This window comes from Haemophilus parainfluenzae, assembly GCF_014931415.1.
GTDB lineage: Bacteria > Pseudomonadota > Gammaproteobacteria > Enterobacterales > Pasteurellaceae > Haemophilus_D > Haemophilus_D parainfluenzae_AF.
In genome coordinates this window covers 951,043-966,560 of the sequence record NZ_CP063121.1, presented here as the reverse complement: position 1 = coordinate 966,560, position 15,518 = coordinate 951,043, and the positions used below count along the sequence as shown (strand labels likewise).

Annotated in this window: 15 protein-coding genes; 1 reads left to right on the top strand and 14 read right to left on the bottom strand. The window is 38.8% G+C overall.

The genetic code is table 11. The features are described 5' to 3' along the window. Positions 1-10 precede the first annotated feature (10 nt). The 5 genes from uspA to INP93_RS04725 all read right to left on the bottom strand — a co-directional run bounded on the left by uspA (position 11) and on the right by INP93_RS04725 (position 4,464). Positions 11-436 (bottom strand): universal stress protein UspA, encoded by a 426-nt coding sequence (gene uspA, locus INP93_RS04745; protein WP_005698692.1) that lies wholly within the window; start codon positions 434-436, stop codon positions 11-13. Between the two features lie 103 nt (positions 437-539). After that, the gene (gene pepP, locus INP93_RS04740) at positions 540-1,832 is read right to left on the bottom strand and encodes a Xaa-Pro aminopeptidase (RefSeq protein WP_197545279.1); all 1,293 of its coding nucleotides are present in this window, start codon (positions 1,830-1,832) and stop codon (positions 540-542) included. Positions 1,833-1,844: 12 nt separating this feature from the next. Next, complete coding sequence (locus tag INP93_RS04735; RefSeq protein WP_128787689.1) at positions 1,845-2,393, bottom strand: YecA/YgfB family protein; 549 nt, start codon at positions 2,391-2,393, stop codon at positions 1,845-1,847. Positions 2,394-2,504: 111 nt separating this feature from the next. Next, complete coding sequence (groL, locus tag INP93_RS04730) at positions 2,505-4,151, bottom strand: chaperonin GroEL (RefSeq protein ID WP_005696764.1); 1,647 nt, start codon at positions 4,149-4,151, stop codon at positions 2,505-2,507. 22 nt (positions 4,152-4,173) lie between these two features. Then, positions 4,174-4,464 (bottom strand): co-chaperone GroES, encoded by a 291-nt coding sequence (locus tag INP93_RS04725; protein WP_197545278.1) that lies wholly within the window; start codon positions 4,462-4,464, stop codon positions 4,174-4,176. A 221-nt stretch (positions 4,465-4,685) separates the two neighbouring features. Here INP93_RS04725 and aspA point away from each other — a divergent pair, with 221 nt between their 5' ends. Continuing rightward, entirely contained in the window at positions 4,686-6,104 is a 1,419-nt protein-coding gene (gene aspA / locus INP93_RS04720; RefSeq protein WP_197545277.1) for an aspartate ammonia-lyase, read from the top strand. A gap of 67 nt (positions 6,105-6,171) precedes the next feature. Here aspA and INP93_RS04715 read toward each other — a convergent pair whose 3' ends face one another. From INP93_RS04715 to rseP, 9 genes are all read right to left on the bottom strand, one after another. Further along, complete coding sequence (locus INP93_RS04715) at positions 6,172-6,771, bottom strand: DJ-1/PfpI family protein (protein WP_197545276.1); 600 nt, start codon at positions 6,769-6,771, stop codon at positions 6,172-6,174. A gap of 35 nt (positions 6,772-6,806) precedes the next feature. Next, positions 6,807-7,409 (bottom strand): ribonuclease HII, encoded by a 603-nt coding sequence (gene rnhB / locus INP93_RS04710; protein ID WP_197545275.1) that lies wholly within the window; start codon positions 7,407-7,409, stop codon positions 6,807-6,809. Beyond that, entirely contained in the window at positions 7,402-8,571 is a 1,170-nt protein-coding gene (lpxB, locus tag INP93_RS04705) for a lipid-A-disaccharide synthase (RefSeq protein WP_197545274.1), read from the bottom strand. The genes rnhB and lpxB overlap by 8 nt, the downstream gene beginning before the upstream one ends. Positions 8,572-8,666: 95 nt before the next feature. Next, positions 8,667-9,455 (bottom strand): acyl-ACP--UDP-N-acetylglucosamine O-acyltransferase, encoded by a 789-nt coding sequence (gene lpxA / locus INP93_RS04700; protein ID WP_049363211.1) that lies wholly within the window; start codon positions 9,453-9,455, stop codon positions 8,667-8,669. A gap of 23 nt (positions 9,456-9,478) precedes the next feature. Continuing rightward, positions 9,479-9,883: a 3-hydroxyacyl-ACP dehydratase FabZ gene (gene fabZ / locus INP93_RS04695; protein ID WP_197545318.1), complete on the bottom strand. Its 405-nt coding sequence runs from the start codon at positions 9,881-9,883 to the stop codon at positions 9,479-9,481. Positions 9,884-10,023: 140 nt separating this feature from the next. Then, on the bottom strand, positions 10,024-11,049 hold the full coding sequence (gene lpxD, locus INP93_RS04690) for a UDP-3-O-(3-hydroxymyristoyl)glucosamine N-acyltransferase (protein WP_197545273.1): 1,026 nt from the start codon (positions 11,047-11,049) through the stop codon (positions 10,024-10,026). A gap of 12 nt (positions 11,050-11,061) precedes the next feature. Beyond that, positions 11,062-11,670, bottom strand: coding sequence for an OmpH/Skp family outer membrane protein (locus INP93_RS04685; RefSeq protein WP_049370886.1), 609 nt, complete (start codon positions 11,668-11,670; stop codon positions 11,062-11,064). Positions 11,671-11,773: 103 nt separating this feature from the next. Then, positions 11,774-14,152 (bottom strand): outer membrane protein assembly factor BamA, encoded by a 2,379-nt coding sequence (gene bamA / locus INP93_RS04680; protein ID WP_070868706.1) that lies wholly within the window; start codon positions 14,150-14,152, stop codon positions 11,774-11,776. Positions 14,153-14,178: 26 nt separating this feature from the next. After that, on the bottom strand, positions 14,179-15,510 hold the full coding sequence (rseP, locus tag INP93_RS04675; RefSeq protein WP_197545272.1) for a sigma E protease regulator RseP: 1,332 nt from the start codon (positions 15,508-15,510) through the stop codon (positions 14,179-14,181). Positions 15,511-15,518: the final 8 nt, after the last annotated feature.

Here is a 15,518-nt window from a genome sequence, read left to right as displayed (position 1 = left end):
TTTTTGATCACTATTCGTCGCGAAGTGGCACAACCAACATATCAATTTTAATGGTATTCATCACTTGACGTGTTGAAGACATCAATTTACTCCAAAAATCTTGGTGATGACCTGTCACTAGTAGATCTACATCATACTGATCAATAGCGTCTGTCAAAACTTGACCTAAATCACCGCTACCGCTCAATTTTTCTTTTATTGGATAACCAGCATGTTCTGCTAAATTAATTAGCGCTTTTTGGGTTTCGCTCGAGATTCTATCTTGCATTGATGACATATTGACATCAATTAAACCAGTATAGAGATCCGAGAAGTTTACATCTACATGAATAATGGAAAGTTGCGCATCATTACGTTTTGCAATTCCCACGGCTTTTTTGAGTAGAAATTCACTTTCGTCAGAAAGATCTACCGCAACTAAAACGTGTTTGTACATAATCGACTCCTTACTGATTTGATTGGTCTTTTTTATCTAACAGTATATTAGCACCTTAACTGCACAAAAAACTTGCACTAGATCACAATTTTGAGAATTCTTCTCAATTTTTCATTAAATTTTCAATGTCATCAATTTCTTTTGGTGCCGCCGCAGTCAGATTTTTATTACCATATTCAGTCATTAGCAAATTATCTTCAATACGCACGCCAATGCCTTTATATTGAGCTGGCACATCCGCCTCTTCTGAAATATAAATACCGGGCTCAACAGTGATGATCATCCCCACTTCAAGCGTGCGGCTACGATCATCATCATAGCGGCCAACATCGTGCACATCCAAACCAAGCCAATGGCCTAAACCATGCATATAAAATTGACGATAAGCTTTTTCTTCAATCAGCTTATCTACATCCCCTTTCAGAATGCCTAAATCCACCAAGCCTTGAGTTTTAATACGAATTACTTCGTCATTCGCCAGTTTAATTGAATTACCTGGCACTAATAACTCAATCGCACGTTTTTGTGCTTTTAACACTAATTCATAAATCTCACGTTGTGGCTCGGTAAATTTACCATTCACAGGGAACGTACGTGTGATATCGCCTGCATACATAGCAAACTCACACCCTGCATCAATCAACACAAGATCGCCATCTTTTAATGGTTGATCATTTTCGGTGTAGTGCAAAATACAGGCATTATCACCACCAGCAACAATGGAGTTATAAGATGGAAATCTTGCTCCATGACGATTAAATTCATGCAGAATTTCGCTTTCAATTTCATATTCAAAACGATTTGGACGAGTCACTTGCATCGCTTTAATATGTCCGAATGCTGTAATTTGTCCCGCTTGCTGCATTAATCGAATTTCATTTGGTGATTTAATTAAGCGCATTTCACTTAACATCGGCTGCCAATCAAAAACAGCGTAAAATTTCACCGCACTTTCGGCTAATAATTTATCACCCCAAGGATGACGATCGGCCACATGATAAAGTGCGGTCAATTTTTCCGTTAATTTTGGAAATTCTGTTTTAAAATCATCGATAGAATAGGCTTCATCGACATTGAGTTTTTGCGGTGCGCGCTCAACGCCTAATCGGCGACCATTCCACGTTTCAAGCAAAGGATCTCGCGGACGAAGAAATACCACTGCCTTTTCTGCCTCTTCCGTTTTAATCAATAACAACGCTGCATTTGGCTCATTAAATCCCGTTAAATACCAAAAGTAACTGTCTTGACGGAAAGGAAAATCGCAGTCGTTATTGCGACGTTTTTCAATTTCGGAAAATAGCAATAAAGCAGAATTTGGCTGCATTTGTGCGAATACTTTTTGACGACGTTCTGTAAATTCTTCTTGCGGTAATGCCGCCATGTATGCGAGATCCATGTTTCGCTCCTTTTAATGTAATATCGGTTTTATTTCTTGTGCATCATCGTTGAAATGGGTGTAAAACAGCATGGCAATGGTACGAACATATTCAATAATTTCTTCTAAGGCTTCGGCAAGCTCTTCTTCGTCATCATCTTCTTCATAACCAAGCTGACAAATATCTTGTAAATCATCTACCGCTTCGCCAATTTCGCCTTTTTCTTTATCTAATTCAGGCTGAACAAGCCCTAAACCCAATAAAAATTGGTTTGCCCAGTCTGATAGGCTGTCTGCGCGAGCAAAAACACTCTCATCTTCTGTTAATCCCAATTCAAAATCAAACCCTTCTACATCCGATAAGGTTTTACCAATCTGCTCATAAATTTCGGTAATTGGCTGAATTAATGCGGTTGGATAAGCGTGGTTGTCGTTACTGAATTGATATAAAAGCGGTAACCAGCTTTGGTCTTTCAGTCCACCACAAATTAAGCCACTCAAAAAACCATGTAATTCAGTTGCATTAATACCAATACCGGCAGATTTGAGTTGTTGATTGAGTTCAGTTTGGGAAATTGTCATTGTTATACCTATAAAATCATCGAAAACAAGTAAAGTGTAGCACCACACAAATAAAAATGCGATCGCATTTCTATAAAGAAAAACGATCGCACTTTCTTTTGCAAAGGGGAATTACATCATTCCGCCCATGCCTCCCATACCACCCATTCCAGCAGCGCCTAAATCGGCTTTATCATCTTTTGGAAGGTCGGTCACCATACATTCTGTCGTGATCATTAAGCCCGCTACAGAAGCCGCAAATTGTAACGCAGAACGAGTGACTTTAGTTGGGTCTAAAATACCCATTTCGATCATATCGCCGTACTGTTCAGTACCTGCATTATAACCGAAGTTTCCTTCGCCATTTTTAACCGCACTTGCCACAACAGATGCTTCTTCACCTGCGTTAGTGACGATTTGACGAAGTGGCGCTTCCATTGCACGTAATGCAAGTTTAATACCTACATCTTGTTCTTCGTTATCACCTTTTAAGGTTGCCGCTACTTTGGTTGCAGCACGAACTAATGCAACACCACCACCTGCAACGATACCTTCTTCAACTGCTGCACGAGTTGCGTGTAATGCATCATCCACACGATCTTTTTTCTCTTTCATTTCAACTTCTGTTGCTGCACCAACTTTGATTACAGCCACACCGCCGGCAAGTTTAGCTACGCGTTCTTGAAGTTTTTCTTTGTCATAATCAGAAGTAGATTCTTCGATTTGCTGACGAATTTGAGCCACACGACCTTTGATTTGTGCTTCATCACCCACACCATCAATAATAGTAGTATTATCTTTGTTGATGACTACACGTTTCGCTTGACCTAAATCTTCTAATGTCGCTTTTTCAAGTTCCATACCGATTTCTTCAGAAATCACGGTACCTGCTGTTAAGATCGCAATATCTTGTAACATTGCTTTACGACGATCACCAAAACCAGGGGCTTTCACTGCTGCCACTTTCACGATACCACGCATGGTGTTTACGACTAAAGTTGCAAGTGCTTCACCTTCGATATCTTCAGCAATAATTAATAATGGTTTACCCGCTTTTGCCACACCTTCTAATACTGGAAGTAATTCACGGATATTTGATACTTTTTTATCCACTAAAAGAATGTACGGGTTATCTAATTCAACCGTTGCTGTTTCTGGTTTGTTGATGAAATAAGGTGATAAGTAACCACGATCGAATTGCATCCCTTCCACAACCGCTAATTCATCGTCAAGACCTGTACCGTCTTCTACGGTAATCACGCCTTCTTTACCCACTTTTTCCATTGCTTGAGCAATTAATTGACCCACAATGCTGTCAGAGTTAGCAGAAATTGTACCAACTTGTTCAATCTCTTTAGAGGTTTCGCAAGGTTTAGATAGATTTTTAAGCTCAGAAACAACCGCACTTACCGCTTTATCGATACCACGTTTTAAATCCATTGGGTTCATACCTGCAGCCACAGCTTTTAAGCCTTCATTTACAATAGCTTGAGCAAGTACTGTTGCAGTTGTTGTACCATCACCGGCTGCATCATTGGCTTTAGAGGCAACCTCTTTCACCATTTGTGCGCCCATATTTTCAAATTTATCTTCTAATTCAATTTCACGTGCGACCGATACACCATCTTTAGTGATGGTTGGTGCACCAAATGATTTATCTAAAATGACATTACGACCTTTAGGGCCAAGGGTCACTTTTACTGCATCTGCTAATACATTCACGCCTTTAAGCATTTTTACGCGTGCATCGTTACCAAATTTTACGTCTTTTGCTGCCATTTTCTTTTTTCCTTAATTTAAATTATTCCACAATCGCCAAAATATCGTTTTCAGAAATGATTAACACTTCTTTACCATCGATTTTTTCACTTTTCACGCCATAACCATCATTGAAAATGACTGTATCGCCAACTTTTACATCTAAAGGTTGAACGGTACCATTTTCCAAAATACGACCTTTACCCACTGCCAATACTTTCGCACGGGTTGATTTAGTCGCCGCTGAACCAGTTAATACGATACCGCCAGCTGAACGAGTTTCTACTTCTTCACGTTTAATGATTACACGATCGTGTAAAGGACGAATATTCATGATTAATTTCCTTCTTATTAAAATAAAGTGTTTTAAATGTGGGGATAACTTTTTCGGTTTCAAGGGGATAAATAAAAAAATTTCACCCTAAAAAAATTTATGCGAGAAATGAAAATATCTCTTATACGTCTTATTTGAAATGTGATCCATGTCAAATTTATTTTCTATGTAAATTCCTATAATTACCTCAAATTAATTAACAACCAAAAAAGGTGATTAAAATGACTCAATACAGAAAAGAAGTGGATTTATTAGGTGAACGTGATGTGCCAGCTGATGCATACTGGGGTATCCATACCTTAAGAGCGGTTGAAAACTTCAATATTTCTAATGTAACCATTTCTGATGTACCGGAATTTGTTCGCGGCATGGTAATGGTTAAAAAAGCAACTGCCCTAGCGAATGGTGAATTAGGTGCTATTCCAAGTGATATTGCAAAAGCGATTGTAGCAGCTTGTGATGAAATTCTTACCACGGGGAAATGCTTAGATCAATTCCCATCTGATGTATATCAAGGTGGTGCGGGTACTTCTGTCAATATGAATACCAATGAAGTAGTTGCTAACCTCGCGCTTGAAAAAATTGGTCATAAAAAAGGTGAATATGATGTTATTAACCCAATGGACCACGTGAACGCTAGCCAATCTACCAACGATGCATATCCTACCGGTTTCCGTATTGCGGTATATAACAGCATTTTAAAACTTATCGACAAAATCCAATACTTACATGATGGCTTCGATAATAAAGCAAAAGAATTTGCTAAAGTTTTAAAAATGGGTCGTACCCAATTACAAGATGCGGTACCGATGACCGTTGGTCAAGAGTTTAAAGCGTTTGCCGTATTACTTGAAGAAGAAGTACGTAACTTAAAACGCACCGCTGAGTTACTCCTTGAAGTAAACCTTGGCGCAACCGCAATCGGTACTGGTTTAAATACACCAAAAGGTTATACAGAATTAGTAGTAAAACACCTTGCTGAGGTAACTGGATTACCTTGCGTACCAGCTGAAAACTTAATCGAAGCAACATCTGACTGTGGTGCTTATGTCATGGTTCATGGTGCATTAAAACGTACCGCAGTAAAACTATCTAAAGTATGTAACGACTTACGTTTACTCTCTTCTGGTCCACGTGCAGGTATTAAAGAAATTAACTTACCTGAATTGCAAGCAGGTTCTTCTATCATGCCTGCAAAAGTAAACCCAGTTATTCCAGAAGTGGTGAACCAAGTATGCTTTAAAGTAATTGGTAACGATACTACCGTTACTTTTGCATCTGAAGCGGGTCAATTACAATTAAACGTAATGGAACCAGTGATTGGTCAAGCAATGTTTGAATCTATCGACATCTTAACCAATGCTTGCGTGAACTTACGCGATAAATGTGTAGACGGTATTACTGTAAACAAAGAAATTTGTGAAAACTACGTATTCAACTCAATCGGTATCGTGACTTACTTGAATCCATTTATCGGTCACCATAATGGCGACTTAGTGGGTAAAATCTGTGCTCAAACTGGTAAAGGCGTACGTGAAGTTGTATTAGAAAAAGGTTTATTAACAGCAGAGCAATTGGATGATATCCTTTCTGTAGAAAACTTAATGAACCCAACTTATAAAGCGAAATTAAATAAATAATCTCGCTGAGGTATAAAAAGAGCGGTCAATTTTGACCGCTCTTTTGTTTAATCTAAAACTAAATCTATTATTTATATCCATAGATTCGAGCAAAATTATCTACACTAGGATCTTTTTGCCAATGATATTCGGTGTGGTTAGCAATGTCTTGAGCCAAGTCATTGCCATAATAATCAGCAATAAACCCAAGCGCCATATCCATACCAGCAGAAACGCCTGATGAAGTGTAAAACTTGCCATCTTTCACCCATCTTGCAACGGGTTCCCATTTTACAGCTTGACAACATTGTTTTACCCATTCAAAAGATTTTTTATTAGAAGTCGCTTTTAAACTATCTAATCTCCCCGTACAAGCCAATAATGCTGAACCTGTACAAACACTGAGACAAACCTCTGACTCATCAATCCATTTACCAAGCTGATTAATAAATTGTTCATCGTTTACTAACTGACGAGTACCCTGTCCACCAACAACCAATAACACACTATGAGGTAATAAATGTTCTAGCTTTTCTGTTTCAATATAAAATCCTTGCTTACTACGAATTAATCCACCAACTTGGGATACATAGTGAAGCTTAACATTAGGGACTCTTGCTAAAAACTCAACAGGCCCCATTAGATCTAACGTTTCATAGTCATCAAAGATAAGGCAATAAATGTCCATTTTATATCCTTCAATCTTAAAATATTTCAAGCTCACTACTCTTCTATGCCTAGCGCTTTCTTCACAGGTGAAAAACTCCGACGATACTCAGGTAAAGGCCCCAGTTCCGCTAATTTTTCTAAGTGTAATTTGGTCGGATACCCTTTATGTTGAGCAAAAGCATATTCAGGGTGTTTTTTATCTAATTCTTCCATTTCCTGATCCCGTGCGACTTTTGCCAAAATAGAGGCAGCGCTGATTTCAGCCACAAGTGAATCCCCTTTCACCACAGCTTGGGCAGGCAAGCCAAGGTTAGGCGGAATGCGATTGCCATCCACCAACACAAAGTGCGGTTGAATTTTTAAGGCTTTTACGGCCCGTTCCATTGCTAGCATAGAGGCATGCAGAATATTCAACTCATCAATTTCATCAGGCTCTGCTCGTCCCATTGCCCAAGCTAAGGCTTTCTCTTTAATTTCTGCTGCGAGTGCAAGACGTTTTTTCTCGCTGAGCTTTTTAGAGTCCGCCAAACCGGCTATCGGATTATTAGGATCTAAAATTACCGCTGCCGTTACAACTGCGCCCACTAAAGGGCCACGGCCAACTTCATCCACTCCTGCAAATAATTGATAACCTTCAGGATAAACAAAATCAGTCATGTTTTTGCTCCAATAAATCAATCACAGCTTGTGCGGCTTGGCTATCCGCATCACATTGAATTAATTTATGCAACTCTGTAAAACGTTGAATTAAAACACTGCGAGATTTGACCGCACTTTCCTCATCGCCTAAATACTGAGCAAGTTGTTCTGCTAATTTTTGCGGTTCGCAATCTTCTTGAATCATTTCTGGCACAAGCATTTCATCCGCTAACAAATTAGGCAATGAAATATATTTTGTTTTGACTAATCGTTTTGCCAAGAAATACGTGAAAGGTTTCATTCGATAGCCCACCACCATTGGAGATTTACACAACATCGCTTCAAGTGCAGCAGTACCTGAAGCAAGTAAAGTTGCCTCAGCTGCGATCATCACTTGGCGAGCTTTACCATCAATTAAATGCATATCAAGATCAGGAGCAATCTGAGCCTTTATTTCCTCAAATTGTTGGCGACGTTTTTCATTCACTAAAGGGACTAAAAACTGCAGGTCTGGATATTTTTCTTTTAATAACAAAGCGGTTTTTAGAAATGGTTCTGAAAGAAACCCAACTTCGCTCCCCCGACTCCCCACTAAAATAGCAAGATAACGTCCTTTTTCATCAATACCTAAGGTCTGGCAAGCTTCCGTTCTATTTGGTTTTAATGGAATCGCATCCGCCATGGTATGGCCAATAAAACGGCAAGGCACATTAAAACGATCATAAAAAGCTTTTTCAAAAGGAAGAAAAGCTAAGACTTGATGGGTCGCTTTAGCGATTTTATAAATACGATTTTGACGCCAAGCCCATACAGATGGACTAACATAATGAATGGTTTTAATCCCTTTTTCTTTTAATTTCATTTCAACAGTAAGATTAAAATCCGGTGCATCAATACCGATAAATATATCAGGTTTAATGTCAGAGAGTTGTTCGATGATACTACGACGAATTTTTAGCAATCGCGGCAAATGTTTGAGAACTTCTACTAGCCCCATGACAGAGAGCTCTTCCATATCAAAAAAGCTTTCAAAGCCTTGAGCAATCATTCGCTCGCCACCAATCCCGACAAATTTAGCTTGCGGATAGTGGCGCTTTAGTGCTTGAATGAGACCTGCACCAAGAATATCGCCAGAGACCTCGCCGGCAATAATCGCAATAATCGGATTTTCTTTAATCATTAAATTTATCCTAAAAAACGACCGCACTTTGAACAAATCATAGTGCGGTCTCTTTGTTATTCATCATTTTCTCTTAATGAGAAAAGAAACGTTAATTAACGAATAATGCCACGAGTAGAACGTTTGAAGAACTCCACAAAGAAACTAATTGCAGATTCAGTTTGTGCAATTTGTTCAATTTCTGGCAAGACTTCTTCAAGGGTTTTACCACTGCGGTAAATCATTTTATAAACGTTACGAATCGCGTGCATGGTTGGTTTATCAAAACCACGACGTTTTAATCCTTCCAGGTTAACACCGAAAGGTTGAGCATGGTTACCCTGAGCCATCACATAAGGCGGCACATCTTGGCTAACCATTGAACCACCACCTAACATAACGTGTGCTCCAACGATCACAAATTGGTGAATCGCAGACATACCACCAACAATCACAAAATCATCTAATTCAACATGACCAGCAAGTGTTGCGTTATTTGCTAAGATACAGTTATTCTTGATTTGGCAATCATGAGCAACATGTACGTTTACCATGAGTAAATTGTTATTACCAATACGTGTTACACCACCACCTTGGATAGTGCCGCGATGAATCGTCACATGCTCGCGAATACGGTTTCCATTACCAATAATAGTTTTTGTTGCTTCGCCCTTATATTTTAAATCTTGGTTCACTTCACCAATGCTGGCGAATTGATAAATCTGGTTATCTTCACCAATCACGGTATCGCCTTTCACGACAATGTGAGAATTTAAAACAGTACGTGCTTTAATCTCAACGCTCCCTTCAATAATACAAAAAGGACCGATAACAACATCTTCGCCAATAACTGCGCCATCAGCAACAAGCGCGGTCGGGTGAATTTTTGCACTTGGGTGGATCATACTTACCCCTTAATTTTCTTTAATTATCGACGAGCACACATTAATTTGGCTTCACAAGCTACTTCACCGTTTACGGTTGCAACACCCGTGAATGCTGTAATACCACGACGTTCTTTAATCACTTGAACGTTCAATTCCATTTGATCTCCAGGTAATACTGGGCGTTTGAAGCGCGCTTCATCAATACCTGCGAAATAGAATAATTCGCCACCTTTTAATTCATGCGTTTTAAATGCAAGTAATCCCATTGCTTGTGCCAAAGCTTCAAGAATTAACACACCTGGTAAAATCGGTTCACTCGGGAAATGGCCTGTAAAGCAAGGTTCGTTTACACTGATATTTTTAATTGCTTTTAACCACTCACCTTCTTTGTAGTCCAACACGCGATCCACTAATAAAAATGGATAACGATGTGGCAATAAGGTCATAATTTCTTTTGCTTCAATCACTTTACTTACTTGATTCTCTGACACGTCTAATACCTTTAAAATAAATAATAATAAAACATTGAGATTATACGATATTTCTGTATAAAAATAAAACGCACCCTAAGGTACGTTTTAAAATCTTAGCCAAGCTTTTTCTCTAGGGCTTTCAATCGTTTATTCATACCATCAATTCCCAAGGTAAGTGCGGCTGTTTTTCGCCACTCTTTATTGGTTTGTAGTGGAATGCCCGATGAGTATACGCCAGGCTCAGTAATTGGGCGCATCACCATACCCATGCCTGTCACGGTTACTTTATCGCAGATTTCCATGTGACCATTAATCACACTTGCTCCGCCAATTAAGCAATAACGACCTACTTTTAAGCTACCCGCCATAATCACACCACCAGCCACCGCTGTGCCTGTGCCGATATGAACGTTATGGGCAATTTGACAAAGATTATCAATAATAACGTTATCTTCTATGACTGTCGCGTCTAAGGCACCACGGTCAATACAAGTACAAGCACCGATTTCAACATTATTACCAATAATCACTTGACCTACCTGTGGAATTTTCACCCAGCGACCACGATCATTCGCATAGCCAAAGCCATCACTACCAATGACTGCACCTGATTGAATTAAGCAATTTTGCCCAATTTCTACTTCATGATAAACGCTTACGTTTGCCCAAAGCTGTGTACCCGCGCCAATTTTTGTGAATTTACCTACAAAACAACCCGCGCCAATAATCACGTTATCGTCTAATACAACACCTTCTTCAATAACGGCATTTGCACCAATTGATACATTTTCACCAATTGAAGCTTTTTCAGAAATAACCGCACTTGGGTGGATATTTTGAGCAGCTTTCGGAGTGGTATCCATATATTGAGCTAATACTGCGTAAGCAACATAAGGATCTTTAACGATAAGTAAATTACTTTCAGGTGAGCAAAACTCCACATCCGCTTCTGACACGACAAGAATACCTGCTTTAGATTCCGCTAATAAAGGGCGGAATTTTGCATTAGAAATGAAGGTAAGTTGGTTAGGTTCTGCTTTTGACAATGCGGCAATATTATTAACGACAACGTCGGCGTTACCGCGAAGGGTACCGCCGACTTTTGCTGCTAATTCCTGTAAAGAATAGGATTTTTGCATTATGAGAACCTATTATTTTTTCTCTTCAGTTTTTGCTGGCGCTGCTTTTTCAGTTGCTGGAATAGATTTTAATACTTCTTCAGTAATATCTTTACCATCTACCGCAAATACTACAGAGTTAGCATCTAAAACATAAGTATAACCTTTTGCTTTTGCTAAGTTATTAGTCGCAACTTGAATGCTTTCTAATAATTTACCACGCTCTTCAGTTTGACGTTTTTCGTTTAACTCTTGGAACTCTGCTACTTTTTTATCTTGCTCTTCCATTAATTTATTTAATGCAGCTTCTTCATCTGAACCAAATTTAGTAATTTCTTCTTGGCGCTTTTGAATTTCAGCTTGACGTAAACGAGGTGCATCTTTTTGTAAAGCAGCCACTTTTGCTTCTACTTTTTTACGAGATGCTACGATTTTGTCATCAATTTCTTTCTTACTTGCAGCAAGTTTGTCCGCCATTGGTTTGAATTCTGCATCTAACTTATCTGCTACAGCTTGACGATCCGGGTGGTTTTGGAATAAGTAACCCGCATTGATGAATGCGATATTTTCATCTGCAGCAGCAAAACCTGATGCAAGTGCAAGACCTAAAGAAAGTGCGGTAACTTTTACTACGTTTTTCATATTTGAATTTCCTTAAATTAGTTTAGTAAATATTTCTGTGTCAGCTAACTCACTGACACAGAACGAAGATTTTGACTTAAATAGAACGTAAAAGTTCAATTTATTAGAAAGAACCACCAATACTAAATTGGAATTGTTCTACATCATCATTTTCATATTTTTTGATTGGTTTCGCGTAAGAGAATACCAATGGTCCGATTGGTGATTGCCATTGGAAAGCAACACCAGTTGAAGCACGGACTCGACCTGCTTTGCTGTAATCAGGTAATGTTGCATAAATCGGAGATGATTTTAAGCCTTCTTTATCTGATTTCCATTTTGTATTCCAAACGCTCGCTGCATCAACGAAAAGTGAGGTTCTTACGCTATTTTGACTTTTATCTCCAACAAATGGGGTTGGAACAATAAGTTCGACACTTGCTGTCGCCATCGCGTTACCACCAACGACATCAGTGCTTTGATACCATTGGCCATATTTGTCTTGATAAATCGCATTAGGACCTACCGCACCGTAAGCAAAGCCTCGTAATGAACCGATACCACCAGCCGTATAAAGTTGATAGAACGGTACACGTTTACCACCTAAGCCATTTGCATAAGAAGCGGTTGCTTTTCCAGATAATACCCAACGATGATCACGATCTAATGGGTAGAAACCTTGAAGTTCAGCACTTAATTTATAATATTTATTATCAGATCCTGGAATGGTGACACGACCACCTAAACTTGCTTTAACCCCTTTAGTTGGGAAATAACCACGGTTTAGACTGTTGTAGTTCCAACCAAATGAGAAATCAAAATCATTAGTTTTGATTGAGTTTCCAGTCAAATTCATTGACTTCATGTATAAATCACGGTTGTATTCATACGCGAAGTTACTGATTTTATTATAAGTATAACCTAATCCCACATAATATGAGTTATTCTCATTAACTGGGAATCCTAATGTAACATTACCACCGTAAGTTGTACGTTTATAGGTTGATGAAGTATCACTTTTCGAGTTATCGTAAGTTTCATAGAATACGTTTCCACCCAAACTTACACCATCTTTGGTAAAGTATGGTTCTGTATAACCTAAGTTTACACTTGTACCGTAGTCATTACGTGTACCGGCTAAACTTACCGCTGCACCTGTTCCCAAGAAGTTGTCTTGTTTTACGCTTGCTTGATAGCTAATACCACTCTCTGTACCATAACCGATACCAAAGTTAATACTACCGGTATTACGTTCTCTTACTTTATATACGACATCGACTTCATCATTAGAACCTTGAATTGGTTCAACACGATTTTCTACACTTTCAAAGAAACCTGTTCTATCTAAACGTACTTTACCTAACTCAACTAATTGTGAGTTATACCAAGTCCCTTCTTGCTGACGCATTTCTTGACGCAATGTGCTATCTGCAGAAACCGTATTACCTTCAAAGCGAACTTGACGTACAGATAAACGACGTCCTGCATCAACCACAAAGGTTAATGCTAATGTTTTATTCGCATCATCAAAAGTTGGTACAGTATTTACTGTTGCACTACCGTAACCACGTTCACCTAATTTATCTTTAATTAAGCTTTCAACATTTTGCACATCCGCACGACTGAATGTATCGTTTAAGTGAAGTTCACCTAATAATGGTTGTAATTCATCAGCCATACCACCTAAGTTACCAACAATACGCGCAGAACTTAAATTGTATTTTTCACCTTCACTTACATCAATGGTCACATCTGCTTTTGTATGTTCTTCATTTAACTGAACATCTGTTTTTGTCACTCTGGCTTTGGCATAACCATTATTTTGGTAGTAGTCTTGGATAGCTTGAATATCTTTGTCAAACTGCGAACCATCAAACTTATTACCCCAAAGTTTCCACCAAGAATCTGGTTGAAGCTCCATTTGTTCTTGTAACTTACTGCTAGAAATCGCTTCATTTCCATTAAAAGTAACAGAACGAAGTTTTGCCGTATCATCTTCATCAATTTGAAGTGTAATTTCTGCGCGGTTATTTGGTAAAGTTGTCACGATCGGATCAACTTTCGCATTATAACGACCTATACTCTTATAATGTTCTCTTAAGGTTTTCGCAAACTCTTCTAATTTCGCACGATTTAAGACATCACCACTTTTGAAACCATTTGCATCAAGGTTTTGTTTTAATGCTTCTGTTGGAATAACTGAGTTACCTTTAATATTCACTTCAGAAATGATTGGTTTCGCAATAACGCTCACAACTAATGCGTCGCCATCTTGGAAAGCTTTAACATCATCAAACTGTCCACTTACGAATAATGAACGTACAATATTGGCTACATCTTTATCCGTTACACGCTGACCACTACGAACAGGAAGGCTTGCTAGAATTTGCTGTTCTAAGTCTCCTTGAGCACCGTCAACACGAATGTCTTTTGCTACAAATGGTGCCGCAAATACACTCGTTGTAGTACCGAATAATAAACTTGCGATTAGAAGTTTTTTCATCGACTTTATCCTATAAAAAACAATAGTTATAAACGTAAGAAATCATTAAAAAGCACAAAAATTGTTTGAATTAACAAGATTGTGAGCCCTATACGATAACTTAAATTTTGTACCCGTTCTGAAACAGGTTTTCCTTTGATAGCTTCCGCCGCCAAAAATACGAGATGTCCACCATCTAAAACTGGCAACGGAAATAAATTCATTATGCCTAAATTAACACTGATTAACGCGAGAAAACTTAAGAAATAAATCACGCCAGCGTTAGAAGATGCGCCTGCACCTTGGGCAATTGAAATTGGCCCAGCCAAACTGGAAAATGAAAGCTCTCCACTAAACAATTTCCCGATTGCCTTCACAATAAACCACGAAATTTGGCCTGTCTTTTCCACACCTTTTTGTAGGGCATCAAGAATACCATATTTTAATTCAGTTCGATACTGTTCGCCAACTTTTAAGAACGTCGGACTTAACCCAACAAACCATTTACCATCTCGATTTTTCTCAGGTTGCAAGATTTTGTCAAAAATTTCTTGATTACGTTCGACCTTGATTGTAAAAGGTTGACCTTGTTGTACCAGTGCAACAAAAGCTTTCCAGTCAAGTGCAGTCGAATTTTCTGCTAAAATTTTATCGCCAACCAACAAACCTGCTTTTTCAGCCGGTGAGTTCTCCACCACTTTTGATAATGTCATGTTCACTTTACTTGAAACGGGATTGATCCCTAATGTTTCAAATGATGTTGCTTTATCTGGTTCAAATGTCCAATTTTGCAGATTAATGATTCGTTGATAAGGTTGGTCTTCACCAAAAGGTGTTAATGTGAGTTCAACAGAATCAGAACCTAACTTATCAGTGAGCAATAAATTAATGGTTTCCCAATCGGGTGCATTCTTTCCATCAATTGCTAAAATCTGGCTATTCGGTTCAATTTGAGCCATCGCAGCGGGAGAATTTGGCGTAACATTTTCAATGACCGGTTTAACACTCGGAATTCCAACGGCATAAATGACCCAATATGCCAAAATCGCAAAAATAAAATTAGCCAAAGGACCTGCAGCAATCACAAAAGCACGTTGCGTGACTGATTTGCTTTCAAATGCCTGCGATTTTAATTCTGCGGGAACGTCTTCATTTCGTCCATCAAGCATTTTGACATAACCACCAAGTGGAATGGCTGAAATAGCAAATTCGGTGCCTAATTTATCTGTGCGTCGCCAAATCACTTTACCAAAGCCAATCGAAAAACGATGAACTTTAATACCGCACTTTCTTGCCGCCCAAAAGTGGCCGTATTCGTGTACGGCTACCAGCACGGCAATTGCGACAATAAATGAGCCAAGCGACCACAAAAATGACATGTTCTTTC

What these genes read in the sequence shown, in the direction of transcription:
- lpxB (WP_197545274.1), bottom strand. Translation starts at nt 8,571, where the DNA reads ATGATTAAAGAAAATCCGATTATTGCGATTATTGCCGGCGAGGTCTCT.
- INP93_RS04725 (WP_197545278.1), bottom strand. Translation starts at nt 4,464, where the DNA reads ATGAATATTCGTCCTTTACACGATCGTGTAATCATTAAACGTGAAGAA.
- uspA (WP_005698692.1), bottom strand. Translation starts at nt 436, where the DNA reads ATGTACAAACACGTTTTAGTTGCGGTAGATCTTTCTGACGAAAGTGAA.
- rseP (WP_197545272.1), bottom strand. Translation starts at nt 15,510, where the DNA reads ATGTCATTTTTGTGGTCGCTTGGCTCATTTATTGTCGCAATTGCCGTG.
- INP93_RS04735 (WP_128787689.1), bottom strand. Translation starts at nt 2,393, where the DNA reads ATGACAATTTCCCAAACTGAACTCAATCAACAACTCAAATCTGCCGGT.
- INP93_RS04685 (WP_049370886.1), bottom strand. Translation starts at nt 11,670, where the DNA reads ATGAAAAACGTAGTAAAAGTTACCGCACTTTCTTTAGGTCTTGCACTT.
- INP93_RS04715 (WP_197545276.1), bottom strand. Translation starts at nt 6,771, where the DNA reads ATGGACATTTATTGCCTTATCTTTGATGACTATGAAACGTTAGATCTA.
- aspA (WP_197545277.1), top strand. Translation starts at nt 4,686, where the DNA reads ATGACTCAATACAGAAAAGAAGTGGATTTATTAGGTGAACGTGATGTG.
- fabZ (WP_197545318.1), bottom strand. Translation starts at nt 9,883, where the DNA reads ATGACCTTATTGCCACATCGTTATCCATTTTTATTAGTGGATCGCGTG.
- rnhB (WP_197545275.1), bottom strand. Translation starts at nt 7,409, where the DNA reads ATGACTGATTTTGTTTATCCTGAAGGTTATCAATTATTTGCAGGAGTG.
- pepP (WP_197545279.1), bottom strand. Translation starts at nt 1,832, where the DNA reads ATGGATCTCGCATACATGGCGGCATTACCGCAAGAAGAATTTACAGAA.
- groL (WP_005696764.1), bottom strand. Translation starts at nt 4,151, where the DNA reads ATGGCAGCAAAAGACGTAAAATTTGGTAACGATGCACGCGTAAAAATG.
- lpxD (WP_197545273.1), bottom strand. Translation starts at nt 11,049, where the DNA reads ATGCAAAAATCCTATTCTTTACAGGAATTAGCAGCAAAAGTCGGCGGT.
- lpxA (WP_049363211.1), bottom strand. Translation starts at nt 9,455, where the DNA reads ATGATCCACCCAAGTGCAAAAATTCACCCGACCGCGCTTGTTGCTGAT.
- bamA (WP_070868706.1), bottom strand. Translation starts at nt 14,152, where the DNA reads ATGAAAAAACTTCTAATCGCAAGTTTATTATTCGGTACTACAACGAGT.